This window comes from Neisseria sp. HMSC065D04, assembly GCF_001815675.1.
Classification (GTDB): domain Bacteria; phylum Pseudomonadota; class Gammaproteobacteria; order Burkholderiales; family Neisseriaceae; genus Neisseria.
The window spans coordinates 1-383 of the sequence record NZ_KV821551.1 but is presented as its reverse complement, the minus strand read 5'-3'; the positions used below and the strand labels follow the sequence as shown (position 1 = coordinate 383).

General features: G+C 64.8%; 1 protein-coding gene. It reads left to right on the top strand.

Annotated features, from left to right (window positions below):
- A partial coding sequence (locus HMPREF3050_RS14700) for a phage baseplate assembly protein V (protein WP_246830271.1) occupies nucleotides 1-383 on the top strand: 383 nt, incomplete at both ends.

Genomic DNA, 383 nt, shown 5'->3' with positions numbered 1-383 from the left:
GGCAGCCGCGATACCGCCTACACCCACACCTTTACCGCCGTTCCCGCCCAACTCGCCTTCCGTCCCGAACGCACCACACCGCGTCCCCACATCGCCGGCACACTGCCCGCACGGGTGACCGCGGCGGAGAACTGCACCTACGCCTATATCGACGACATGGGACGCTACCGCGTCAAACTGCCGTTTGATTTGGACGAATGGAGTCCCGGCGGCGAAAGCCGTCCCGTCCGACTGGCCAAACCCTATGCCGGTCCCGAATACGGCATCCACTTCCCCCTGCACGAAGGCACCGAAGTCATGCTGTCCTTCGTCCAAGGCAACCCCGACCGCCCGTACATCTCCGGCGTCATGCACGACAGCGCCCATCCCGACCACATTCCTGC